The organism is Pseudomonas sp. 2hn (assembly GCF_019646095.1).
In the GTDB taxonomy this organism is placed as follows: Bacteria; Pseudomonadota; Gammaproteobacteria; order Pseudomonadales; family Pseudomonadaceae; genus Aquipseudomonas; species Aquipseudomonas peradeniyensis.
Genome location: NZ_CP081016.1, coordinates 3,678,828 through 3,699,840, shown reverse-complemented (window position 1 = coordinate 3,699,840; position 21,013 = coordinate 3,678,828). Strand labels below are relative to the sequence as shown.

General features: G+C 60.0%; 25 protein-coding genes, 1 tRNA gene and 1 pseudogene. 9 read left to right on the top strand and 18 right to left on the bottom strand.

All coding sequences use genetic code 11. From position 1 onward, the window contains the following. Positions 1-51: 51 nt before the first annotated feature. Genes lolA through cysG form a run of 5 tightly spaced genes read left to right on the top strand, consistent with a single transcriptional unit; the run spans position 52 to position 5,087 of the window. The gene (gene lolA, locus K2O50_RS16710; RefSeq protein WP_028692385.1) at positions 52-675 is read left to right on the top strand and encodes an outer membrane lipoprotein chaperone LolA; all 624 of its coding nucleotides are present in this window, start codon (positions 52-54) and stop codon (positions 673-675) included. 12 nt (positions 676-687) lie between these two features. Then, entirely contained in the window at positions 688-2,013 is a 1,326-nt protein-coding gene (locus K2O50_RS16705) for a replication-associated recombination protein A (RefSeq protein WP_050706350.1), read from the top strand. Next, positions 2,010-2,384, top strand: coding sequence for a fluoride efflux transporter CrcB (gene crcB, locus K2O50_RS16700; protein ID WP_028692383.1), 375 nt, complete (start codon positions 2,010-2,012; stop codon positions 2,382-2,384). Before K2O50_RS16705 ends, crcB begins: the two co-directional genes overlap by 4 nt. Before the next feature lie 30 nt (positions 2,385-2,414). Beyond that, on the top strand, positions 2,415-3,695 hold the full coding sequence (gene serS / locus K2O50_RS16695) for a serine--tRNA ligase (protein ID WP_050706349.1): 1,281 nt from the start codon (positions 2,415-2,417) through the stop codon (positions 3,693-3,695). Further along, a complete protein-coding gene (gene cysG / locus K2O50_RS16690; protein ID WP_050706348.1) occupies positions 3,696-5,087 on the top strand; it encodes a siroheme synthase CysG in 1,392 nt (463 codons plus the stop codon). It abuts the gene before it with no gap. A gap of 113 nt (positions 5,088-5,200) precedes the next feature. Here cysG and K2O50_RS16685 read toward each other — a convergent pair whose 3' ends face one another. The 8 genes from K2O50_RS16685 to K2O50_RS16650 form a co-directional block, all read right to left on the bottom strand. Continuing rightward, positions 5,201-6,163: a glutathione S-transferase family protein gene (locus K2O50_RS16685; RefSeq protein WP_050706347.1), complete on the bottom strand. Its 963-nt coding sequence runs from the start codon at positions 6,161-6,163 to the stop codon at positions 5,201-5,203. 97 nt (positions 6,164-6,260) lie between these two features. After that, complete coding sequence (locus K2O50_RS16680) at positions 6,261-7,244, bottom strand: glycosyl transferase family protein (RefSeq protein WP_162232973.1); 984 nt, start codon at positions 7,242-7,244, stop codon at positions 6,261-6,263. Between the two features lie 29 nt (positions 7,245-7,273). Then, a complete protein-coding gene (locus tag K2O50_RS16675; RefSeq protein WP_028692378.1) occupies positions 7,274-7,609 on the bottom strand; it encodes a TusE/DsrC/DsvC family sulfur relay protein in 336 nt (111 codons plus the stop codon). Then, positions 7,606-7,902, bottom strand: coding sequence for a sulfurtransferase complex subunit TusB (gene tusB / locus K2O50_RS16670; protein WP_050706345.1), 297 nt, complete (start codon positions 7,900-7,902; stop codon positions 7,606-7,608). Before tusB ends, K2O50_RS16675 begins: the two co-directional genes overlap by 4 nt. After that, positions 7,902-8,261 carry a sulfurtransferase complex subunit TusC gene (tusC, locus tag K2O50_RS16665; protein ID WP_050706344.1) on the bottom strand — a complete coding sequence of 120 codons (360 nt, stop codon included), beginning with the start codon at positions 8,259-8,261 and terminating at the stop codon, positions 7,902-7,904. Before tusC ends, tusB begins: the two co-directional genes overlap by 1 nt. Position 8,262: 1 nt before the next feature. Further along, positions 8,263-8,655: a sulfurtransferase complex subunit TusD gene (tusD, locus tag K2O50_RS16660; RefSeq protein ID WP_028692375.1), complete on the bottom strand. Its 393-nt coding sequence runs from the start codon at positions 8,653-8,655 to the stop codon at positions 8,263-8,265. An 86-nt stretch (positions 8,656-8,741) separates the two neighbouring features. After that, positions 8,742-10,121, bottom strand: coding sequence for a nucleobase:cation symporter-2 family protein (locus K2O50_RS16655; protein ID WP_050706343.1), 1,380 nt, complete (start codon positions 10,119-10,121; stop codon positions 8,742-8,744). A 214-nt stretch (positions 10,122-10,335) separates the two neighbouring features. Further along, complete coding sequence (locus K2O50_RS16650) at positions 10,336-11,007, bottom strand: Bax inhibitor-1/YccA family protein (protein WP_028692373.1); 672 nt, start codon at positions 11,005-11,007, stop codon at positions 10,336-10,338. Between the two features lie 147 nt (positions 11,008-11,154). Here K2O50_RS16650 and K2O50_RS16645 point away from each other — a divergent pair. After that, positions 11,155-11,242, top strand: a tRNA-Ser gene (locus K2O50_RS16645). Positions 11,243-11,353: 111 nt separating this feature from the next. On the opposite strand, the gene K2O50_RS16640 is transcribed toward K2O50_RS16645, so the two are convergent. The 5 genes and pseudogenes from K2O50_RS16640 to K2O50_RS26695 all read right to left on the bottom strand — a co-directional run. Further along, the gene (locus K2O50_RS16640; RefSeq protein ID WP_099431058.1) at positions 11,354-12,415 is read right to left on the bottom strand and encodes a tyrosine-type recombinase/integrase; all 1,062 of its coding nucleotides are present in this window, start codon (positions 12,413-12,415) and stop codon (positions 11,354-11,356) included. A gap of 1 nt (position 12,416) precedes the next feature. Beyond that, on the bottom strand, positions 12,417-12,659 hold the full coding sequence (locus tag K2O50_RS16635; RefSeq protein WP_220689917.1) for a DUF4224 domain-containing protein: 243 nt from the start codon (positions 12,657-12,659) through the stop codon (positions 12,417-12,419). A 190-nt stretch (positions 12,660-12,849) separates the two neighbouring features. Next, the gene (locus K2O50_RS16630) at positions 12,850-13,410 is read right to left on the bottom strand and encodes a hypothetical protein (RefSeq protein WP_220689916.1); all 561 of its coding nucleotides are present in this window, start codon (positions 13,408-13,410) and stop codon (positions 12,850-12,852) included. A gap of 13 nt (positions 13,411-13,423) precedes the next feature. Beyond that, a complete protein-coding gene (locus K2O50_RS16625; protein ID WP_259470175.1) occupies positions 13,424-13,903 on the bottom strand; it encodes an ImmA/IrrE family metallo-endopeptidase in 480 nt (159 codons plus the stop codon). A gap of 267 nt (positions 13,904-14,170) precedes the next feature. Then, positions 14,171-14,468: pseudogene (locus K2O50_RS26695) on the bottom strand (DNA cytosine methyltransferase); the annotation flags it as partial. A 48-nt stretch (positions 14,469-14,516) separates the two neighbouring features. Here K2O50_RS26695 and K2O50_RS16620 point away from each other — a divergent pair. After that, on the top strand, positions 14,517-15,137 hold the full coding sequence (locus K2O50_RS16620; RefSeq protein WP_259470160.1) for a hypothetical protein: 621 nt from the start codon (positions 14,517-14,519) through the stop codon (positions 15,135-15,137). A 92-nt stretch (positions 15,138-15,229) separates the two neighbouring features. Here K2O50_RS16620 and K2O50_RS16615 read toward each other — a convergent pair whose 3' ends face one another. Beyond that, the gene (locus K2O50_RS16615) at positions 15,230-15,940 is read right to left on the bottom strand and encodes a hypothetical protein (protein WP_220689913.1); all 711 of its coding nucleotides are present in this window, start codon (positions 15,938-15,940) and stop codon (positions 15,230-15,232) included. Positions 15,941-16,317: 377 nt separating this feature from the next. Here K2O50_RS16615 and K2O50_RS16610 point away from each other — a divergent pair, with 377 nt between their 5' ends. Both K2O50_RS16610 and K2O50_RS16605 read left to right on the top strand, forming a co-directional pair. Continuing rightward, positions 16,318-16,521 carry a hypothetical protein gene (locus tag K2O50_RS16610; protein WP_220689912.1) on the top strand — a complete coding sequence of 68 codons (204 nt, stop codon included), beginning with the start codon at positions 16,318-16,320 and terminating at the stop codon, positions 16,519-16,521. A gap of 225 nt (positions 16,522-16,746) precedes the next feature. After that, positions 16,747-18,132, top strand: a complete 1,386-nt coding sequence (locus tag K2O50_RS16605; protein WP_220689911.1) for a HEPN domain-containing protein — start codon at positions 16,747-16,749, stop codon at positions 18,130-18,132. Positions 18,133-18,194: 62 nt separating this feature from the next. Here K2O50_RS16605 and K2O50_RS16600 read toward each other — a convergent pair whose 3' ends face one another. The 4 genes from K2O50_RS16600 to K2O50_RS16585 form a co-directional block, all read right to left on the bottom strand. Beyond that, positions 18,195-18,578, bottom strand: coding sequence for a helix-turn-helix transcriptional regulator (locus K2O50_RS16600; RefSeq protein WP_220689910.1), 384 nt, complete (start codon positions 18,576-18,578; stop codon positions 18,195-18,197). A gap of 3 nt (positions 18,579-18,581) precedes the next feature. After that, complete coding sequence (locus K2O50_RS16595) at positions 18,582-19,433, bottom strand: ParB N-terminal domain-containing protein (RefSeq protein ID WP_220689909.1); 852 nt, start codon at positions 19,431-19,433, stop codon at positions 18,582-18,584. Between the two features lie 157 nt (positions 19,434-19,590). Further along, a complete protein-coding gene (locus tag K2O50_RS16590) occupies positions 19,591-19,908 on the bottom strand; it encodes a hypothetical protein (RefSeq protein WP_220689908.1) in 318 nt (105 codons plus the stop codon). A gap of 312 nt (positions 19,909-20,220) precedes the next feature. Beyond that, positions 20,221-20,919 (bottom strand): helix-turn-helix transcriptional regulator, encoded by a 699-nt coding sequence (locus K2O50_RS16585; RefSeq protein WP_104445283.1) that lies wholly within the window; start codon positions 20,917-20,919, stop codon positions 20,221-20,223. Between the last annotated feature and the right edge of the window lie 94 nt (positions 20,920-21,013).

The following is a 21,013-nucleotide window of genomic DNA, read 5'->3' as shown; positions in this document are numbered from 1 at the left end:
CCGGGTGCCATTGACGGCGTCCGGCCCCTTCACTGTGCAATGAGGATTTCCATGCGCGCCATTCGCATGCTGTTGGTTTCTGCCCTGGCTACGGCCAGCCTGTCGGCCCAGGCCGGTGAACAGGACGTCCAGCGCCTGACGCAATTGCTGGAAAAGTCGCAGACCATCGAAGCCAATTTCTCCCAGCTGACCCTGGATGCCGGCGGCACCAGCTTGCAGGAGACCAACGGCAAGATGACCGTCAAGCGCCCGGGCCTGTTCTACTGGCACACCGATGCGCCGCAGGAGCAGGTCGTGGTGTCCGACGGCAAGAACGTCACCCTGTGGGACCCGGACCTCGAGCAGGCGACCATCAAGAAGCTCGACGTGCGCCTGAACCAGACCCCGGCGCTGCTGCTGTCCGGCGATGTGTCGAAGATCAGCCAGAGCTTCGACATCACCTCCAAGGAACAGGGCGAAGTGATGGACTTCACCTTGAAGCCCAAGACCAAGGACACCCTGTTCGACTCGCTGCGCGTGTCGTTCCGCCGGGGCCTGATCAATGACATGCAGCTGATCGACAGCGTCGGCCAGCGCACCAACATCCTGTTCAATGGCGTCAAGGCCAACCAGGCGGTGCCGGACAGCAAGTTCCAGTTCGACATCCCCAAGGGCGCTGACGTCATCAAGGAGTAAGCGGAGCCTGTGATGGACCTGTTTCGAAGCGAACCCGTCGCCCAGCCCCTGGCCGCCCGCCTGCGTCCGTCCAACCTGGACGAGTACGTCGGCCAGGAGCACCTGCTGGCGCGTGGCAAGCCGCTGCGCGAGGCACTGGAGCAGGGTGCGCTGCACTCGATGATCTTCTGGGGGCCGCCTGGGGTGGGCAAGACCACCCTGGCGCGGCTGCTGGCGCAGTTCTGCGACGCCCACTTCGAAACGGTGTCGGCGGTGCTGGCCGGGGTCAAGGAGATCCGCCAGGCGGTCGAGGTGGCGAAACAGCAGGCCGGCCAGTATGGCCGGCGCACCATCCTGTTCGTCGACGAGGTGCACCGCTTCAACAAGTCGCAACAGGACGCCTTCCTGCCCTACGTGGAGGACGGCACGCTGATCTTCATCGGCGCCACCACCGAGAATCCGTCGTTCGAGCTGAACAACGCGCTGCTGTCGCGGGCGCGGGTCTACGTGCTCAAGAGCCTGGACGAGGCCGCGCTGCGCAAGCTGGTCGATCGCGCCCTGAGCGAGGAGCGCGGCCTGGGCAAGCGTAACCTGCGGGTGGGCGATGAGGCGTTCAAGATGCTCATGGCCGCCGCCGACGGCGATGGCCGGCGCATGCTCAACTTCCTCGAGAATGCCTCGGACCTGGCCGAAGACGGCGGCGAAATCGGCGTCGAGCTGCTGCAGAGCCTGCTCGGCGACAGCCGCCGGCGTTTCGACAAGGGCGGCGAGGCCTTCTACGACCAGATTTCCGCGCTGCACAAATCGGTGCGCGGCTCCAATCCGGACGGTGCGCTGTATTGGTACGCGCGCATGCTCGACGGTGGCTGCGACCCGCTGTACATCGCCCGCCGGGTGGTGCGCATGGCCAGCGAGGACATCGGCAATGCCGACCCCCGCGCCCTGAGCCTGTGCCTGGCGGCGTGGGACGTGCAGGAGCGCCTGGGCAGCCCCGAAGGCGAGCTGGCGGTGGCCCAGGCCATCACCTACATTGCCTGCGCGCCGAAGAGCAACGCGGTGTACATGGGCTTCAAGGCGGCCCTGCGCGAGGCCGCCGAGCACGGTTCGCTGGAAGTGCCGCTGCACCTGCGCAACGCGCCGACCAAACTGATGAAGCAACTGGGCTATGGCGAGGAGTACCGCTATGCCCACGACGAGCCGGACGCCTACGCCGCCGGCGAGGACTATTTCCCCGAACAGCTCGAGCCGCGCCAGTACTATCAGCCGGTGCCGAGGGGGCTTGAGCTGAAGATCGGCGAGAAGCTCAAGCACCTGGCCGAGCTGGACCGCAACAGCCCCCGTCAGCGGAGAAAACCGTGATCGCACTTATCGCTGCCGTCAGCGCCGGCGGGATTGCCGGTACGCTGCTGCGCTTCGCCACCGCCAACTGGGTCGCGGCCCACTGGCCACGGCACTTCTATGCCGGTACGCTGGCGGTCAACCTGGTCGGCTGCCTGCTGATTGGTCTGCTCTACGGGTTGTTCCTGCACAAGCCGCTGGCGCCGGTCGAGCTGCGCGCCGGGCTGATCGTCGGCTTTCTCGGCGGTTTGACCACTTTTTCCTCCTTCTCGCTCGATACCGTGCGCCTGATGGAAAGCGGGCAGGTCCCGTTGGCCTTGGGCTATACCATTATCAGCGTGGTAGGCGGCCTGCTCGCGACCTGGGCCGGCCTGTCCCTGACCCGATTCTGAACCAACATCTACACATAACGAGAGAACGACATGCTCGATTCCAAACAGTTACGCACTGAACTTCAGGCAGTGGCGGACCGCCTGGCCACCCGTGGCTTCAGCCTGGATGTCGCGCGCATCGAATCGCTGGAAGAGCGCCGCAAATCGGTGCAGACCCGCACCGAGCAACTGCAGGCCGAGCGTAACGCCCGTTCCAAATCGATCGGCCAGGCCAAGGCCAAGGGCGAGGACATCGCGCCGCTGATGGCCGACGTCGAGCGCATGGCCAATGAACTGGCCGCCGGCAAGACCGAGCTGGACGGTATCCAGGCCGAGCTGGACGCGATCCTGCTGACCATCCCCAACCTGCCGGACGCCAGCGTGCCGGTCGGCGCCAGCGAAGACGATAACGTCGAAGTGCGCCGCTGGGGCACCCCGGCCACCTTCGACTTCGAGATCAAGGACCACGTCGCCCTGGGCGAAGTCAGCGGTGGCCTGGACTTCGAGGCCGCGGCCAAGCTGTCCGGCGCCCGCTTCGCCGTGCTGCGCGGCCCGATTGCCCGCCTGCACCGCGCCCTGGCGCAGTTCATGATCAACCTGCACACCGGCGAACACGGCTACGAGGAACACTACACCCCGTACCTGGTGCAGGCCCCGGCCCTGCAGGGCACCGGTCAGCTGCCGAAGTTCGAGGAAGACCTGTTCAAGATCAGCCGTGAAGGCGAAGCCGACTTCTACCTGATCCCGACCGCCGAAGTGTCGCTGACCAACCTGGTGGCTGGCGAGATCCTCGACGCCAAGCAGCTGCCGCTGAAGCTGGTCGCCCACACCCCGTGCTTCCGCAGCGAAGCCGGCGCCTCGGGCCGCGACACCCGCGGCATGATCCGCCAGCACCAGTTCGACAAGGTCGAGATGGTGCAGGTCGTCGAGCCGGCGAAATCCATGGAAGCCCTCGAAGGCCTGACCGCCAACGCCGAGCGCGTGCTGCAGCTGCTGGAGCTGCCGTACCGCGTGCTGGCGCTGTGCACTGGCGACATGGGCTTCGGCGCGGTGAAGACCTACGACCTGGAAGTGTGGGTCCCAAGCCAGGACAAGTACCGCGAGATCAGCTCCTGCTCCAACTGCGGTGATTTCCAGGCGCGCCGCATGCAGGCGCGCTGGCGCAACCCGGAAACCGGCAAGCCGGAGCTGGTGCACACCCTCAACGGTTCGGGCCTGGCGGTCGGCCGTACCCTGGTGGCGGTGCTGGAGAACTACCAGCAGGCCGACGGTTCGATCCGCGTGCCGGAGGTGCTCAAGCCGTACATGGGTGGCGTCGAGGTCATTCGCTGAATGGACTACCTGCCGCTTTTCCATAAGCTGCAGGGCGGCCGTGTGCTGGTCGTCGGCGGCGGCGAGATCGCCTTGCGCAAGGCGCGCCTGCTGGCCGATGCCGGCGCCGCGCTGCGGGTGGTGGCGCCGGAGGTCGACGGCCAGCTGGCCGCGCTGGCCCGCGAGGGCGGTGGCGAGGTGCTGGTGCGTGGCTACCAGGCGAGCGACCTGGAGGGCTGCCGCCTGGTGATCGCGGCCACCGACGACTCCGCGCTCAACGCCCAGGTCTCGGCCGAGGCCCAGGCGCGCAGCCTGCCGGTCAACGTGGTGGATGCCCCGGCCCTGTGCACGGTGATCTTCCCCGCCATCGTCGACCGCTCACCCCTGGTGGTGGCGGTCTCCAGCGGTGGCGACGCGCCGGTGCTGGCGCGCTTGATCCGCGCCAAGCTGGAAGCCTGGATCCCGTCCGCCTACGGTGAGCTGGCCGGGCTGGCGGCGCGTTTCCGGCACAAGGTCAAGGCCTTGTACCCGGACGTCAATCAGCGCCGTGGCTTCTGGGAGAGCGTGTTCCAGGGCCCGGTTGCCGAGCGCCAGCTGGCCGGGCAGGGCGCCGAGGCCGAGCGCCTGTTGCAGGCGCTGGTAGATGGCGCGCCGGTGCAGCAGGGCGGCGAGGTGTACCTGGTGGGCGCGGGGCCGGGCGATCCGGACCTGCTGACCTTCCGTGCCCTGCGCCTGATGCAGCAGGCCGATGTGGTGCTGTACGACCGCCTGGTGGCCCCGGCCATCATCGAGATGTGCCGGCGTGACGCCGAGCGCATCTATGTCGGCAAGCGCCGCGCCGACCACGCCGTGCCACAGGACAAGATCAACCGCCTGCTGGTCGACCTGGCCCGCCAGGGCAAGCGTGTGCTGCGGCTCAAGGGTGGCGATCCGTTCATCTTCGGCCGTGGCGGCGAGGAGATCGAGGAGCTGGCGGACGAGGGTATCCCGTTCCAGGTGGTGCCGGGCATCACCGCGGCCAGTGGTTGTTCCGCCTATGGCGGGATTCCGCTGACTCATCGCGATTATGCCCAGTCGGTGCGTTTCGTTACCGGTCACCTGAAGGACGGCACCAGCAACCTGCCCTGGGATGACCTGGTGGCGCCGGCCCAGACCCTGGTGTTCTACATGGGGCTGGTCGGGTTGCCGACCATCTGTGCCGAGTTGATCCGCCATGGGCGCGCGGCGAGCACGCCGGCAGCCTTGGTGCAGCAGGGGACCACGCGTAATCAGCGGGTGTTCACCGGTACCTTGGCTGACCTGCCGGAGCTGGTGGCGCGGCATGAAGTGCATGCGCCGACCTTGGTGATCGTTGGGGAAGTGGTGCAACTGCGCGAGAAGCTGGCGTGGTTTGAAGGGTCGCAGGACGCCTGAGCACGTTGTAGATCCACGTGGGAGCGGGCTTGCCCCGCGATAGCGTCAGAGGCGGCAACATTGTTGCCTGATCCGGCGCCATCGCGGGGCAAGCCCGCTCCCACGTGGGGTCTTCATCCTCTCTGCCAGATCCCCTTGCCCGACAACCGCTCCCGGTCATGCGGCAAGCCAAAGTCCTGCAACGGCCCCTTGGGCACGATCCCGTTCGGGTTGATGGTCTTGTGGCTCATGTAATAGTGCTTCTGGATATGCTCCATGTTCACCGTACCCGCCACCCCCGGCCACTGGTACAGCTCGCGCAGCCAGTTGGACAGGTTCGGGTAGTCGCTCAGGCGGCGCAGGTTGCACTTGAAGTGCCCGTGGTACACCGCATCGAAACGCACCAGCGTGGTGAACAGGCGCACATCGGCCTCGGTCAGGTACTCGCCGGCCAGGTAGCGCTGGCGACCCAGCAGCCCTTCCAGATGATCCAGCTCATTGAACACCTCGTCGAAGGCGGTCTCGTAGGCGTCCTGCGAAGTGGCGAAGCCGGCGCGGTACACGCCGTTGTTCACCGCCGGATAGATACGCTCGTTGAGCCCATCGATGGTCGCCCGCAGCGGCTCGGGATAGAGATCCAGGGTATTGCCGGTCAGCCCGTCGAAGGCGCTGTTGAAGATGCGGATGATCTCGGCCGACTCGTTGTTGACGATACGCTTCTCCTGCTTGTCCCACAGCACCGGCACGGTCACGCGCCCGGTATAGTGCGGATCGTCCTGGGTGTAGCGCTGGTGCAGGTACTGCAGCGCATCCAGCTGATCGCCACTGGAGCCTTGCTGCTGGTCGAAGGTCCAGCCGTGCTCGCCCATCAGCCAACTGACCACCGAGACATCGATCAACGGCTCCAGGCCCTTGAGGGCGCGAAAAATCAGGGTGCGGTGCGCCCACGGGCAGGCCAGCGACACATACAGGTGATAGCGGCCGGCTTCGGCGGCAGGCAGCGGGTTGCGCCGCTGCGCATTCTCGCGCTGGAAGGCGCCATCCTTGCTGCTCTGGTACCACTGGTCATGCCAGCGGCCATCGATCAAAAGGCCCATCTCGGAGCTCCTCGAAACACAATCGTTTGTCGTTGGAGCTCAGTCTAGGGCAAAGCGTTCGAATAAATAGCGAAAAGACTGCCCTATTCCTATCGGTTTATTCGATATCTTTGCGGGCGGCCCAGTAGGCGCGGGCCTTGCTGAACGCCTGCTCGCGCTCCTGGCCGAGCCCACGCAGGGCCAGGGCCATGGTCGCGACCACGGCCAGTTCGCCGTAGCTGTCCTGCGCCTCGCCGCGCCACACCGCCAGCAGGTGCTCGGGCTGCAGGCTGGCCGGCTTCACATGGCGCTGGGCGCTGAGCGCCGGCCATTCCTCGTCCCAGGCTTCGCCGGCCGAGGTGCCGTACAGGTGGCTGATGACGTCCGGGTTAACCTCGATCTCGCCACCGTCGCCCTTGATGACCACGGCATGATCGCCGAGCAGGCGGCTGGCTTCGCGGTGCACCGCCTGGTAACCGGGGTGGAAGATGCTCTGCAGGCCGCAGCGGGCGGCAAGCGGGTTGAGCACCCGGGCCAGCGAGTGGATGGGCGAGCGCAGGCCCAGGGTGTTGCGCAGGTCGATCATGCGTTGCAGTTGCGGTGCCCAGTCCTGCAGCGGGAAGAAGGCCAGTCGGCGACTGTCCAGGGCCTGCTCCACAGCCGTCCAGTCACGGCAGAGCGGGATGTCCAGCAGGTCGAGCAGTTGTTCGGTGTACAGCCGCCCGGCGGTATGGGCGCCACCACCGTGCATCAGGATGCGCACGCCATTGCCTGCCAGGCATTTGGCCGCCAGCAGGTACCAGGGCAGGTGGCGCTTCTTGCCGGCGTAGCTCGGCCAGTCGAGGTCGACGGCGATGCGCGGCGCCTGCAGGTTGGCGCGCAGGGCCTCGGTGAAGCCGGCCAGCTCCTCGGCGCTTTCTTCCTTGTGCCGCAGCAGCATCAGGAAGGCGCCCAGCTGGGTGTCCTCGACCTTGCCTTCGAGCAGCAGGGTCATGGCGGCGCGGGCCTCCTCGCGGGTCAGGCCGCGGGCACCGCGCTTGCCCTTGCCGAGGATGCGCACGAATTCGGCGAACGGGTGTTCGGCCGGGGTTTCCAGGGTCAGCGGGCGTACGTCGTTCAGCTGTGGCTCGGTCATATGCAGTTGGTCGGCTTGGGCAGGCCCGCCAGCTTGGCGGCGAGTTTGGCGGGGGTGCCATTGAACAGGCGGTTCAGGTGCGGGCTGTTGCCTTTTTCCGCACCGAGCTTGAGCGCGGTGTACTTGATCAGCGGGCGGGTGGCCGGCGACAGCTGGTATTCCTGGTAGAACTGGCGCAGCAGTTCGAGGATTTCCCAGTGGTCCGCGGTCAGGGCGATGCTTTCGCGCGTGGCGAGGGCCTCGGCGACTTCGTGGGACCAGTCCTGCAGCTCGACCAGGAAGCCGTCCTTGTCCAGGGCGATGTGGCGATCGCCGACAGTCAGGGTACTCATAGCCAGCTGTTGACCTTGTCGTGGTGCAGGGAGAGCTCGACGAAGGCGGCGTAGTCCACGGCCTTGGCCAGCGGGTTGTCGAGGGCGCGGGCCTGCAGGTCTTCGGCGAGGGCGAACAGGCGCCCGCCGAGGTTGGCGGCCTGCAGGGCGGCGAACGGCTCGCTGCCGGCCTTGAGCGCGTAGGTGGCGTCGCCGCACAGCAGCAGCGCGTCTTGCGGGCCCAGCAGGCGCAGGCAGCTGGCCAGGCGCTCGTCACCGAAGGGCGAGTGGGCGATTACATGCAGGGTCGTCATCAGAGCGTCACCACCTGGTCGAAACGGGCAATCAGCGCGGTCAGCGCACTATCGTCGAGCACCTCGACCGGCAGAGCCAGGGCGTCGCCGTCCAGCCCCCGGCGGGCCAGGCTGTGACCGCAGGCGAACAGCTCCTCGACCCCGAACATCGGCAGGGCCTGGAGGTTGGCGGTCAGGTTCTTCTGCTGCAGGGCATCGGGTTGCTGCGCGGCGGCGAGCTGGAACACGCCGTCATCGAGGAACAGCATGCCCAGCGGCAGGTCGAAGGCACCACCGGCCAGGGCGATGTCCAGCGCCTCGCGGGCGGACGGGCCGCTCCATGGCGCCTGGCGGCTGATGATCAGCAAGGACTTGGCCATCTCAATCACCTCCGAAGCAGACCAGGCGGTCGGCCAGTTGCGCGGCTTCGTGCAGCTGGCCCAGGCCGGACAGCTCCCACGGCATCGGCAGGTTCACCGCCGGGCGCTGGTAGCGGTTGGCCTCGGTGTCGTCGAGCACGCCCCGGCGCAGGGCCGCGGCGATGCACACCACGGCGTCCAGGCGGTGGTCGCTGACGAAGGCGCGCCACTGCGCGGCCACATCCAGTTCGTCCTGGGGCGTGACGATATTGGCCGAGGCGCTGTGCACCCCATCCTGGTAGAAGAACAATCGGGCGATTTCATGCCCGCCGGCCAGCACCGCCTCGGCAAAGCGCAAGGCGCGGCGCGAGGAGGGCGCATGGGCCGGGGAAAAGACCGCGATGGCGAATTTCATGGAAGGCTCGTGCAAATGAATGCGGCCATGATAAAGCAAAAAGCCCGCGCTGGTGGGCGCGGGCTTTTTGCTCAGGCGGGTGCGGCTCAGGCCTGTTCCTTGCCCTCGGGCAGGAACCAGTTGAGCAGCAGGGCGCAGATGCCGCCGGTGGCGACGCCCGACTCCAGCACGTTGCGCAGCGCTGCCGGCATGTGCGCGAGGAACTCCGGCACCTGGGCCACGCCCAGGCCCAGCGACAGCGACACGGCGATGATCAGCAGGGCGCGGCGGTCGAGGCGGGTGCTGGCGAGGATATTGATGCCCGAGGCCGCCACGGCGCCGAACATCACCATGGCCGCGCCACCGAGCACCGGCTCCGGCACCGCCTGGATCACCCCGGCGACGCTGGGGAACAGGCCCAGCAGGATCAGCATGGCGGCGATCCAGATGCCGATATGGCGGCTGGCGATGCCGGTCAGCTGAATCACGCCGTTGTTCTGGGCGAAGATCGAGCTGGGGAAGGTGTTGAACAGGCCGGCCAGCAGCGAGTTGGCGCCGTTGACCAGCACCCCGCCCTTGATCCGTTGCATCCACACCGGGCCTTCCACCGGCTGGCGCGAGACCTTGCTGGTGGCGGTCACGTCACCGATGGCTTCCAGCGAGGTGACCAGGTAGATCACCAGCATCGGGATGAACAGCGACCAGGAGAAACCCAGGCCGAATTGCAGTGGTGTCGGCACCTGGAACAATGCGGCCTGGTGCATGCCGGTGAAGTCCAGGCGGCCCAGGTAGCCGGCCAGGGCATAGCCCACGGCCAGGGCGATGACGATGGCGCAGCTGCGCATCCACACCACCGGAATGCGGTTGAGAATGACGATGATCGCCAGCACCACGCCCGACAGCAGCAGGTTCTCGCCATCGGCGAAGGTGCCGTTGGCCATGGCGCCGAAGCCGCCGCCCATGCTGATCAGGCCGACCTTGATCAGGGTCAGGCCGATCATCAGCACGACGATGCCGGTCACCAGCGGGGTGATCAGGCGCTTGACGAAGGGCAGGATGCGCGACACGCCCATTTCCACGAACGAGCCGGCGATGACCACGCCGAAGATCGCCGCCATCACGCTCTCGACCGGCGTGCCCTGCTTGACCATCAGCGCGCCGCCGGCGATCAGCGGGCCGACGAAGTTGAAGCTGGTGCCCTGGACGATCAGCAGCCCGGCGCCGAACGGCCCGAAGCGCTTGCACTGGACGAAGGTGGCGATACCCGAGATCACCAGCGACATCGACACGATCAGGTTGGTGTCACGCGCCGACACGCCCAGCGCCTGGCAGATCAGCAGGCCCGGCGTGACGATCGGCACGATGATCGCCAGCAGGTGCTGCAATGCCGCCAGCAGGCCGATCAGCAGGCGAGGCTTGTCCTCGAGGCCAAGGACCAGTTCATTGGCAGGCGCCGCCGCGCCTGGGCCGTGTTCGTGTGAACTCATGGGAAAATGCCGCCCCGGAAGAAAAAAGGAGCGCATTCTACGGGCAGAAAGGCCATAGGGGTAGAGGCAAGCACGATGGCCGCACAATCGCGGAGAAATGGGGGTAATAAGCTGACTTTTAAGTCAATCTTCGTCGGCTTTGCTACCGCTGTTCAGCAGGCACGAAAAAGCCCGCCGAAGCGGGCTTTTTGTGAGGCGCTGTCGACCGGCTCGATCAGTCGTCGCGGCCCATGATGCCGAACAGCTGCAGCAGGCTGACGAACAGGTTGTAGATCGACACGTACAGGCTGATGGTGGCCATGATGTAGTTGCGCTCGCCGCCATGGATGATGGCGCTGGTCTGGAACAGGATGCAGACCGACGAGAACAGTACGAAGCCAGCGCTGATCGCCAGTTGCAGGCCGCTGATCTGGAAGAAGAAGCTGGCCACCACGGCACCCAGCAGGACGAAGAAGCCAGCGGTGATGAAGCCGCTGAGGAAGCTCATGTCCTTGCGGGTGATCAGCACGTAGGCCGACAGGCCGCCGAACACCAGGGCGGTCATGGCGAAGGCCGAGCTGACCACTTCGGCGCCACCGGCCATGCCCAGGTAGCGGTTGAGGATCGGGCCGAGGATGAAGCCCATGAAGCCGGTGAGGGCGAAGGTGGACACCAGGCCCCAGGCCGAATCACGCAGCTTGTTGGTGAGGAAGAACAGGCCGTAGAAGCCGATCAGCACCACGAAGATGTTCGGGTAGCCGACACGCATCTGCTGGGCGACGAAGGCCATGATGCCGCTGAAGGCGAGGGTAAGGGCCAGCAGGCTGTACGTGTTGCGCAGGACCTTGCTGACCTCCTGCTGCTCGACCTGCTGGCCGTGTTGGACGGCGTAATCCTGTTCGCGCATGGCGCACTCCTTTGGGGTGAGACCGCGGTCCGGGACCGGCGGTAGTGGAACGTATGAGGCAGAGCATATCAGAGCTGTCGCAGGGCGCGACACAGAGAGTTTGACAGCTTGTTACATTACGGTATGATTGCCGCCGCAAAACAAGCTGGAAGCGTGGCCGAGTGGTTTAAGGCAACGGTCTTGAAAACCGTCGATGGGCAACTATCCTAGAGTTCGAATCTCTACGCTTCCGCCACATTCAAAGCCCTGATTTTTCAGGGCTTTTTGCGTTTTTGGGGCATAGTAAAACCACCCATGGGAATACTCTTGGGAATGGTTTGTTGTGGAAGCGCTTCCGAAACTTTCGCTATTTGGTGGGTTTCGCCAGGGCTCCAACTCGGCGATATACCCGCTCTGTGATGTCGCCCTTGGTATGGCCGAGCAGCAGACTAGCGTGGTCAACATCGGTGATTTCTGAGGCTGCTTTCGGGCGAATGTCACGAAACTGGAATTGGCTGATACGGCCGGCCAGCACCTGGTCACCAGCGGCAACTGCTTCCCTCACGGCTTCCTCCCGGGCATCGTCCCATCGGTGGCGAAGCATCGGCGCCGTAACGCGTTTCCCGTTATCAGTCAGCAGTAGGTATGGCGAGCTGTGCGGTGCGTTGCGCTCCAGGATCTTTCTGATCAGCGCGCCCAAGCTGCTCTCTACTCCGTCCACCTCAAGCATGATCCGCAGTTTCTTCTGGGTCTTCTTCTGCTTTACGCCGAGGGCCTTGTCCTCGATGTCGTCCCTCCTCATCACCAGCACGTCCGCCGGACGCTGGCCCGTCAAATACGCCAAATCCATGGCATCCTTCAATTCGCCCACCGCTTTCGCGTAAACCGCGTTCCAGATCGCGTCGTTGGCGTAGAAGTCTCTCGGCACTTCCTTGTTCTTGCGCACGCCCTGGCACGGATTCTCGTTGGTTGTGAGTCCCCATTCCCGGGCGATGTTGAAGATGTGTGATAGGGTGGCGATCTCGCGATTCGCCCTGACTGGGGCGGTCCTGGCATCGCGATACTTCGCCACATGCGCAGGGGTGATGCCGTCGATTGGGGCCTTCTCGAAGTAGTTTCGTAACTGGCGTATCTCGGCCAGGTTGTCCTTCTGTGTGCGTGGTGCCTTCTTCGGGATGATGTCGCGCTCGTAGCGTTCGAAGATGGCGCCCATGGTGACCAAGTCCTTGGGTTTCTCCTTCGCCTCTAGCTCTGCCCACTTCAGTCGGGCCAGGCTCAGATCGGTGCCCAACGTTATCTCTTTGCCCGACTTGTCCCGGTAGTAGTAGCTAATCCATTCCTTGTCGGGATTTTTCTTGCTCTTACTGGTCCGCTTTCTTCGGTACACACCCGGAGGCAAATCCCTGTTTTCGGTTTTCCTTGGACGCATTTCATCTCACCTTCGAGATATCAGGTGTCCACGTAGGGACCGCAGGTGGTGGCAACGCCGTTGGCATTACTCCGTGGCTCACGCCTAGTTTCATACGGACGTAGTGGCGGCCAACCAGTGGGCGCCCGCTGCGGGTTTCAACAAATATCCAGCCTCGCTTTTCTAGCCATCGACGTTGGTATCCTCTGGCTTTGTAGCCGGTTAGTTCGGCTAGTTCTTTGTCTGAAAGAATCTCGGGTTCCATTTGTTAATCTCGGAATAGCCTAAGCCTCCCAATAAGATAATTAGGAGCTTAAAATGAAATGACGGAGTTCAAGAATGTTAATGGCTAACCGCATGCGTTTGCTTCATGCGATTAGCCATAGGCGTGATGGGGGAGACTGCGAGGTTGTGGGTTGGCTCGCGCTGACCGAGGCAGCGCAACAATTGCCGACTTACTTAAATCTGCTCTTAAGTTTTTCCCATAGCCAATCTATAAAATTAGAAATTGGCATGTCGTCCCAAGTGGAGTGCTGTTTTTTCTCCTCTTGACTTGTTGGGCTGTTGTTCATCACGCTGCGCAATGTCACCATGATGATGGTGGTAATTGAAAGTATTAAAGCTCCGCCTAGAACGAGGATGTGCCAGTCAATGGTTTTAGCTATAAGTACTGGTGCGCTCTTGTAGTAAACTGCTTGAGTAAAAAGCTCTGTGATGCTTTTTATAAAGCCAGTTAAAGCGCTTACCAGGCTAACTACTACCCACACGGCGGCGGCTATTACGAAGTACTCTTTAAGGAGTCGATTGGTAAAAGAGTACGCAAGCCAGTTAAATTTCTTGACTTCGTCCGTTTGAGTTGTGACCTGTCCCGTTTGGCCGGGAAGTTCATCTAGGTCTTTGAGGGTGTTCGACGGCGGGTCGAAGCGTGTCTCATTTTTTTTAAAGTGCGTATCCGAGTTAGCGCTGCCATGGTTCTGGCTGTTTTCGCTTGTTACGTCCCTGTATTCTTTGGTCATTCTAGGTGCGCTTTTAGTAAATGTTGAGGTTTTGTAGTCTAAAGCCCATTGCTGCTTCTGAGACGAAGAATTGCTGCGCTAGAATTTCTTTTTTGTGCGCAGGAGGTACTTGGTTCACCATTTGCCGGACAACATGTTCTGGCATTAGGAGTTGTGCGGCAAATCGATTGGCCTCTATCTCGCGAGGATCTAAAACTGCATATGGGTCAGTCGGGTCTCTGTGCGCAAGTTCACCTGGCTGGACGTGTCCTAGAAGCCAGTGAGCTATTTCGTGCGCGATTGTATATCGCTGCCTAACTTGGGGGTCAAACGGATTGACCTTTATCAGTGGGCCAAAATTATCATATTCGAAAGAGCCGCTCATCCCGTCTCTAGCAAGGGCTTGATCATAGACAATCCGTGCCCCCATTCGTTGAGCGAACTGCGCAGGATCGATGGGTAGGTAGCCCTCCCAAAGCTGTTGGAGCACTTGGGAGGCTTTGGCGAAAGCCATGTCAGACACGTTGCACCCTCCTTAAGTGTTAAATCACTGTAATCTTTCTCATGCTCTATATGATCCCATATCAACGATTTTCAAGCTATAGGAAGCGCTTGCAGCCCTTTCCCTTCGCGGTTGGAGCATTGGGGCGTCCATCGGGGTGCCAAGGGGGGCGGCAAAACGTATGGCCTTTCAGAGCGGGGCGTAGGCGGCGTTTTTCCAAGAGGCAAACGGCCTTGGGCACGCCGCGCATGCCTCGAACGTTTATGGGGAGCAAAGCCGCTTCACGCACTTGATTGTGAGGGCGCCGTAAGGATTGTTCAGGCCTTCCTGCATGTCGGCCACGCTGAAAGCCTGGCAGGGGGCCGCCGACCAGGGCATCGGGTGCCTTAATCTTGCCGGAAAGCACCAGGGCTGCAGGCGGGTCGCCGTGGTTAGGTGTGTCAGGGTAATGATGAGCCAGCACCGCGCTAGCGAATGGCTCGATCTCGGCGTACTACGCGGCAAGCCAGCCCTGTGGGTGCCAGGCTACGGTCGTAGCTTCAATGCCGCTGCAGACGCTTCCGTAGGTAATTGGCATAATGGCCTCTCGCCGGTATCAGTATCGGGTTTTCCAAGGTGCTTAAATATGGGCTTAAGATCCAAGATTGCTGTATGTGTTACCGCTATCTATCTTTGTGGTTTCGTAGCAATAGTGGCATGTCGCTGGGAGGAGTTCATAAACCTATCTCTGAATTCTCTTGGGGACTTTTTAGCCGGATCTTTTGGGCCGCTCGCTCTGGCATGGCTGGTATTCGGGTACTTTCAGCAAGGAGACGAACTCAGACAAGGGACAGAGGCTTTGAATTTACAAGCGGCGGAATTGAATGCTTCGGTTCAAGCTCAACATCAAGCGCTAGAAAATCATGAGCGGTCGATAGAGCCGATTTTGATAATCGACTACAAAAATAGTGTTGAAGTTGAAGGTGAGGATTTTGATAATTTTTCAATTGTAAATATGGGTGAGTACTGTGATGGTCTCGTGCTCTCATTTACGAGTAAGACCGGAGAGTTGTTTGAGTTAGATTTGCAACCATTGCATAAAGGTGCAGATAGTGCCTTTTCTTTGGCGGAGTCGTTCGCTCGTTCGACATTGGTTTCTGTAAAATACAGAAGAGCAAGTGGGAAGCCTGGGCAGCAAGACTTCCATTTTTCTACGCTTTATGATGGAAGAAGTGATTTCGTAAGTGTGCGCAAGGTCTCGTCATAGCGCTTGTTAGCAGGGCATGGTTTCACTTTTTCGAATCGGTAAGTAATCGGATAGTTTAATGCCGGAAGAGGTTTGCGGGCAGCGCTGGAGGGTCAGTATTCTTCTGCTTCTGCGTAGCGGATGCTGCTTACGCACATCTGCTCGTAATCGACTTTGGTGCCCCCCGTGTACAGGTTCAGTACAAGGGCCTCAGCACAATACGCGCTGCCAAGAATTAGTGATTTCTTCATGTCGGTCTCACCTACACGCAGCGAGTAGCATTCACCCTCACCAGTGAACGCCATCTGCACCTGGCAGGAATACTTGTCCACCCCCTCGTTGGCATCAGCATAGAGGTGCCAGTAATCGGAGGTGGACGAGTAGCCCGTGCCTTTCTCGACAATGAATGTCGGCGCCTCGCTGTCGTGCTTATCGCGGAGGTGGCTGTCCTCGAAGGCCCTGGTCAGTTGGCCGATCAGTTCCGAGAGCTTGATGCGAGCCGGCAGTGGCTCAAGCACCTTGGCGAGCTTTTCCGTGATGGTCTGGCGTAGCGCCTGTTCCTGGTAGTCATTGATCATCGCGGAGACGGTCTTGAGCACCAGATCCCCGTAGCGGCCCAGGCCCGCAATCTTGGTAGGCATGGCGCCCGCCAGGCTCTCTTCCAGCAGCTGCTTGAATGGCGAGTTGTAGCTGAACTGCTCCTTGATCGCGCTCGTGACCGCGCTTTCAACGTTCTTGTCGATGATCGGCTGCAGCTTTTCCGGGCTCAGCGCGGCGGCTACCGAGTCGGCTACGATTCCTTCGATGTTGATGTCGAGTTGCATGGTGTATCTCCTGGAGATGCGCCGGCCTACCTGCTGGTGGCAGCATGGTGGCAATTTGGTATGGAATGGCGTATTAGTGTCTGTTCGAACAACTTTTCATACGAGGCAAGGATGAGCAATTGCGTAGAGGAGTCGGAGCTGTCCGGTTTGGATTTGAAATGCTTCCACGAGATTCGTCTGGTCAGTCACCCAGAAGATAGTGTCGGAATTTTGGCGCTTTCGTGGCCAGCCCCCAATAAGCACCAGCCTTGGCTACTTCGTGTACTTGTGCGTGAGCCCAACGATCCAGACACTCTCTCCCGTGTTACGGGATTGATTGTGTCCCTTAGAAAATAAAAAATACTAGCTACTGGCTTGGAGCTACTGAGGAGAAACAGATGACTGACTTTTGGGGCCGAGTTTCAGAACTGGCCGAGGACTTTTCGATAAAGCACAATGCAGCGAAGGATTTTTTGAGCGAACACCCGAAGCTAAGCGACGAAAGTGAGCGCAAAAAATATTGGGAGCTACAAAGTGCAGCACGTACCGCTGCGGTGCGGTGGACTGAGTACTGCAGCATAAATAAGCCATCAGGCTTTTAGTCTTATAAATTAGTTCGAAAGTAAGCGATACATGGCTTTGGCGTGCCTGCTTGATTGATTGAGCTGGCATGCCAGGCTTGGTAATATGTAATGGCCTGAGCTCTTATTTTTTTGTTGAGCCGTGGAACTCGAATTCTGCGATTGTGGCTGCTTTAAGCATGAGTTTGGATGATTGTATTGAGAGCTATGAAAACCTGCGGATATTTACTTTTTAGGTGAATGCATATGCGGCTGTCAGAGAAGTACGAGCGTGCAGGGGTATTTTGGTTGCCAGCAAATCCGGAGCGTAAAGTCCCGGGGGTTTTGACTGTTGCTAATGGCGGAATCGTTGAGCTCAGCTTGCATGGAGATCTTGATGGTGGCGGCTTGATTAACTCGCTAAAGTCTCCGGGAGCTAACCATATAGGTAGAATCGTTGGGGAGGTTGTTAAGGATGGCTACGTTACTATAGAAAGTTGCCAGTACACAAACCGAAGCTTTTCGTTAGGGAAGCGGCTTTCGCAAAATAGAATAAGAGCCACTCAAGCATTTATTGGGTTTCGAAGTAGTGATGAGGCTCCTATCGAAATAACTCATTTCAGCTTTAGGGTCGATGGGGCTGACGCATGGTTTGCTAAAACTGGCTTGGAGATTGACTTTGACGAAGATAGCAAGTTTCATGCTACCTATACTCCGCTTAAATCTATAGTTGCACAGGTCGAAGACTTTAAGCTAGTGATAAGCTTTAGTCATTCTATTACCCCCTCTCAGTTTTCGCTTAACCTAAATCAGAGTGTGAAGTTTGAACTAAGCTCGGATCGTGATCGGCCAGTTTCAGACTTCATGTTTGCGGCATTTAAGCTCACAAATTTCATCTCGTTTGGATTGGATGTAACCGTGGGCATCCATGATGTAAGAGTCGGGAGTCGATCCTTAACAGAGGAAGTCCTTGGTGTGGAGCGCTTGCTGGAATTTAAGCTGTACTACTCCAGCTTGCCGGAAGTTTTGGAAGAACCAGAGGTGGGGAGGGGGTTTTTCCTGTTTTTGTATCCTGATGTCCAAGGTAAATTCGATAATGTGTTAAAGGAGTGGTTCTCTGCCTATGAGAAAATCAATTCTGCACTTGATTTATATTTTTCTGTGGCGACTGGTGTTCATCGTTATACCGATGGTCGGTTTCTCGCCTTGGTCCAAGGTTTGGAGACCTTCCATAGAACCATTAGTGACGAGACTTTAAAGGATGAAGTCGTTTTTCGCAGAGATTTGGCAAGAGTGATTAAGAGTGTGCCTAAAGATTTGCGTAAGTGGGTCTACGGCAGAACTCGCTATGGGAATGAATTGACGCTTGGTACTCGGCTTAGCCGAATCATGAAGCCCTTCGCATCAAGTTTTGGGAATGCCAAGGCGAGAAGCAAATTTGTAAACAGTGTTACCGATACCAGAAACTATTTTACTCATTACAATCCTGATCTGAAGTCGCGTGCTTTAAGTGGGGCGGACCTCCTCAGGGCATCCTACAAGCTAGAGGCATTGTTCCAACTGTGCCTTCTTCAAACCACAGGATTCACGGACGCAGAAATTACGAAGCTGCTAAAGCGCTCGCCAAAGATTAACAGAAAGATGAACATGTAAATTCACCGTCTTTTTGTCCCAGATGTCGCGGGGTTATTTTAGGCTTATTGAGCCGTGTTCGGTCACGCGTGGTACTCGAAGGCTTCGGCCTTGCGAACGATTCGAATCTGGGCTGTACGCCGCTCTGGCGCCCTGCGGTCGCGGCGCAGTGGATCGCTATCATCAATGACCGCATGCATGGCTATCAGGCCGGCGAGGGCGATACACAGCGGGCTGATGATCTGCCGTCGCATGGCTTCGGCCACGGCGGCGGCTCGACGCGCTGCGCCGAGCTTGAACATGGCGTTCTCGATGCGGTTGGCCACCGTGCCGGGGGTGATCTGCATCTGTTGAGCAATCTGTTTGGCTGTCATGCCCTGTGCGACGCCGAGCAGCGCCTCTAGCTCGCGTGGAGCCAGCCCTTTGCCAAGGTGGCCTGTCCATGTGCCGCAGGTGATCGTTCCCATGAGTTATCTCGGTAGAGCGCCTTCCAGGGCTTTGCGCAGCTCAAGAACCAGCGCGGTCGGCAGAGTGAGGTGTCCGCTGTCTTCGTCGATGGAATCCAGCGTTGCAATCAAATTGCGTGAGGCGGTGTGCACGGCCATCAGCCTGGGCTTCGGAATCGTCGGGCCTTTCATCGTGCCGGCCGTGACCTTCTTCTTCCCTTTGGCCTGAGCTTTTTCCAGCTCGGCGCCCAGCACCTTGCCGGCACCGTCTCCGTGCTCGCGGACAACCTGGGCAGCTGTCGTCGCCGATACATGTCCGGCTGCTACGAGGTTCTGCACGTCGGTGTTTGCATTGCCCACGGTGAGCACCTGCTCGACATGCTGTCGTGTCTTACCGACTTTCTTGGCGATCTGATCGGGCGTCCACCCGAAGGCTCGCAATCGCTTGTAGCCCTCGGCCAGCTCAAGAGGGGAAAGCTTTTCGTTTTCTTGGCTGGTGATGATTCGTGCGACTCGATCTGCATCGCTGCCTTCGAAGGCGGTGACCGCAATCCAAGCCTCAGGAGGTTGCGTAGGATCTTTGCTCGGCGTGCGGGGCAGTCGCCCTGCGTTGTCGAGCTTGAGGAGTGAGCGACGGCGCCGGTGGCCATCGACTACCCATACGCCACCTTCTGCGCGAGGTCGCACCTCAAGTGGAGGGATCTGGCCGCCCCCGGCGATGAACTCTGCAAGGGCGTCGATACTTGCTTCGAGCGCATCGCCCTCAGTGCGCAAGTTAAAGCCGGGTTCCTCATGGAGGTCTTCCAGCTTCACCTTCATGGCGTCTGCGCGGCGCACATCGCCATCCTTGATCATTTGCTTGAATGACTTTGTCATTGCAATTCACTTCCGTTGGGCTGCATTGGAGAGCCAGTCCCGCCTGTCTCCCTGAACATGTTGATGTAGGGTCGGGAAGGGCTCTCCGATGCAGCCCGGTGCTGGGGAAGACCAGGTGATCGGGCAGTTAACGTCAGGCTGACATGGTGCTAGCGATCTAAATGATTGCTGTCAGAGTCTTGCTGCCATCAGGCTTGATCGTTGTCATTTGCATGACTGCGGCAACGCCTCCTAGGGAAGTAGTGCCATTGCGGATGGTGTTTGCAGATCTGCGGAAGCGTTCATCAAACTTCTCGTCACCATCTGGCAGGTGGGTGGTCACGGTAAGCTCGGTCGCATCTTCGCCATTCGGCCCGCCATCTCCGTGGCCAATCGCAAAGCTAGCGATCATGGCGATGCCGTTATCCCTGGCAATCTGAATCACCTGCTGCATCAGCGGGCTGACCTGGCTGTCATAGATCTGTTCTTTGTTCATCGACACTGCTCCGGTTGATTTCCCGTCTGGCCCTCAAACTCGAAGGCCAGCCAGTGAAATCCTGTATCCAGCCGCGGCACTCGCCCGCTGGAAAACTGCATTGGCGCTTTACGCTGCACGCCCAGGGCAGTTGCCACCCCTCTGAACAGTTGAGGCCTGTCCATCGCTGCCTTCGTTGCTGGCCGGTGTCGATCCGGCGATGAAGCAAAGTTACCTTTGGGTAACATATTTGGTCAATACCTATAGGTAATCTTTTTTGAGGCGGGCGAAAAAAAGCCCGCGATGGCGGGCTTCGATTGGGGTAGGGGCGGGCTAAAGAAGCACTGAGTACCAGAACACTCGGCCAATCACTAGGATCTGCTTGGAGACAAGCTCTTCCGCCGAATACTCCTCATCCGGGTGTTCGTCGCGGTTATAGCTACGTAGGCGTACCCCACCACCTGGCAGGCGGTATAGCGTTTTCACGCGCAATTGGCCGCCGTGATTTATGGCGTACATCTTGCCGTCTACCACTGCCGTTCTGCCTTGATCTACTCCTACGGTGCTCCCATCTGGAAGGACTGGCTCCATGCTGTTCCCGCTTACGGTCACGCATACGGCATCGCTCGGCTGAACGCCTTGCCGGCGGAGGGTTAGCTTGCCGAAGCGAAGCTTACGGCCGCTAGCCTGTTCCACTGCAGTGCGACCCCGGCCTGCGGAAAGCTCTACTTCCTTGAGAAACGGCACATAGACCTCGTCGTCAGCCAGAGGCGTGTTGTCATCCCAGACGTCAAATGAGCCGACGACCTCGGCATTCGCCTGAATTTCTGTCACGCCTTTAGCAGATAGCCCTGGTTGATCCATCGCATAGCGAGGGAGGCCGAGGGTTTCCTCGATCTCGCGGGCAAGGTCTTCCCCGATCTTCTTTGCGCCTGCGCTATCAGGGCGTGCGAGGCACCGGGAAATGTAGTTCGCACTTTTCCCTAGGGCGTCAGCGATACGGGCCTGCTTGCCTTCGAAGCGCGAGTTCATGAGGAGCCGCAAATTGTCGCGGCGGGTATCTGAGATTTCCATTGAGCAATGATCTGAAAACGTTACCAAAAGGTAAATTCCCTGCAGGTATTGT